Raw genomic sequence first — 1,746 nt, 5'->3', positions numbered from 1 at the left:
AGCAGCAGGCGCGCCTGCTGGCCCGGGGGAATCTGCGCCAGGGCCAGCGCCACGGCCCGCTCCGGCGCGCTGCCCTGAAGCGGCATGATGGCCGGGCGCAAGTCCGGCAGCAGCAGCGAGATGGCCTGATGATCCCGGGTAGGGGGCATGGCGAGGTAGGCGTCCCCGGCAAACAGGATGAGTCCGAGGGGATGGGGCGCCTGCCGGGCCGCCGCCTCGGCCAGCATGTCCTGAAGCAACAGGCGCACCCGGGTCGCCCTATCCGGGGGCAGATCCTTGGCCTGCATGGAGCTTGAGAGATCCAGCAACCAAATGTCGAGGGCTGGGCTGCTGACGGTCTGGCTCTGCTGGCGCAGGGCGGGGCCCGCGAGAGCCAGGATCACCGGCAGGGTGGCCAGCCAGAGCCAGGGAATGGCCCGGCCCCGGGCCGGCAACAGATAGGCCTGCATGGCGGGGGCCAGCAGGGGGCGCTGCCGACGACGGCGCCACCCCTGCCACAGCCAGGGTAGCAGGGCCAGCAGCCAGAACGGGCGCAACAGCATCAACTCCATGATGACGCTCCTTCAAGCCACTTATTCATGGGGCGGCTCCGGAACGTCCCTGTCCGTTCGCCGCCCCGGCCAGCGCAGTCGGGCCGGCCACACCAGCAGCAGCCAGGCGAGCGCCAGGGGCCAGGGATAGAGCTCATGGTGGGGACGATAGAGGGTCTGCGGGCGGGCGGCCGGCTCCAGGGTGTCTATGGCCTGATTGATGGCCGAAAGATCGGCCTGGCTGCGGGCGCGAAAATAGCGGCCATGGCCAAGTTCGGCCAGTTGCTGCAACAAGGGTTCATCCAGCTCCGCGCTGGGATCGGCCCCTCCCAGGGGGGAGGCGAAGGTATCGGGATCGGCCCCCACCCCCAGGGTGTAGAGGCGGATGCCTGCGGCGGCTGCCCGCCTGGCCTCGGTCAGGGGGTCTGCGTTGCCCGCGGTGTTGCGCCCGTCCGTCACCAGCAGCAGGGCGGTGGGGCGGGCGGGGTCGGCGTGCTGGCGGGCCAGCAGTATGGCCTCGCCGAGCGCCGTGGTGCGACCCACCAGATCGAAATCGAGCTCGCGGGTCAGTGCCAGCAGGGCCCGGGTCTCCTGGGTCAGGGGGGAGAGCAGGTAGGCGTGATCCGCAAAGACGATGAGGGCGATGCGATCGCCGGGGCGCTCGCCGATGAGCTGCGCTATCTGCTGGCGCACCGCAGAGAGGCGATCGCGCTGCTCCCCCTCGTCCAGCATGTCCTGGGTGCGCATGCTGTCGGAGAGATCCACCGCCAGGATGAGATCCCGGCTGGCCTGGTAGTGAATGAGGGGGGCTTCCTGCCACTGAGGGCGGCACAGGGCCAGCACCAGGACACACCAGCACAGGGCCATGCGCCACTGGGACTGACCAGTCTGGGGCAGCAGCAGGGGGAAGCACGCATGGGCCAGCCTGGCGCGGCCGGTGCGAGAGACCGGGGGCAGGCCGAAGCGCACCAGCAGCGGCAGCGCCAGGGCGAGGGCAAACCAGGGCCAGGCGAGGATCATCTGGCCCCTCCGCTGCGTGTGCGGCGCCACAACACAGGGCGCGCCATCCAGTGCGGCGCGCTGACGCAGCGGCGCCCCCAGCTGAGGTAGGCAAGGCGCAGCCGCGCCCGCTGCGCCTTATCCGGGGTGTCTGAGCCATAGAGCCAGTCCGGCCATTGGCGGGCGAATTCGCCAAAATGACAGCCCCCCCGGCGGT

General features: G+C 70.7%; 2 protein-coding genes and 1 pseudogene. All 3 read right to left on the bottom strand.

What is annotated here, in order from left to right; translation table 11 throughout:
* Positions 1–551: VWA domain-containing protein (locus BN1127_RS01845; protein WP_042648279.1), on the bottom strand; the 551-nt coding region annotated here is incomplete at its 3' end.
* A 21-nt stretch (positions 552–572) separates the two neighbouring features.
* Complete coding sequence (locus tag BN1127_RS01840) at positions 573–1,550, bottom strand: VWA domain-containing protein (RefSeq protein ID WP_042648278.1); 978 nt, start codon at positions 1,548–1,550, stop codon at positions 573–575.
* Positions 1,547–1,746 (bottom strand): annotated as a pseudogene (locus BN1127_RS22580) (DUF4381 domain-containing protein); the annotation flags it as partial. The gene BN1127_RS01840 and the pseudogene BN1127_RS22580, both read right to left, overlap by 4 nt.

This window comes from Aeromonas media (assembly GCF_000819985.1).
Classification (GTDB): Bacteria; Pseudomonadota; Gammaproteobacteria; order Enterobacterales; family Aeromonadaceae; genus Aeromonas; species Aeromonas media.
The sequence above is the reverse complement of the archived record's forward strand: the minus strand, read 5'-3'. Positions and strand labels throughout refer to the sequence as shown.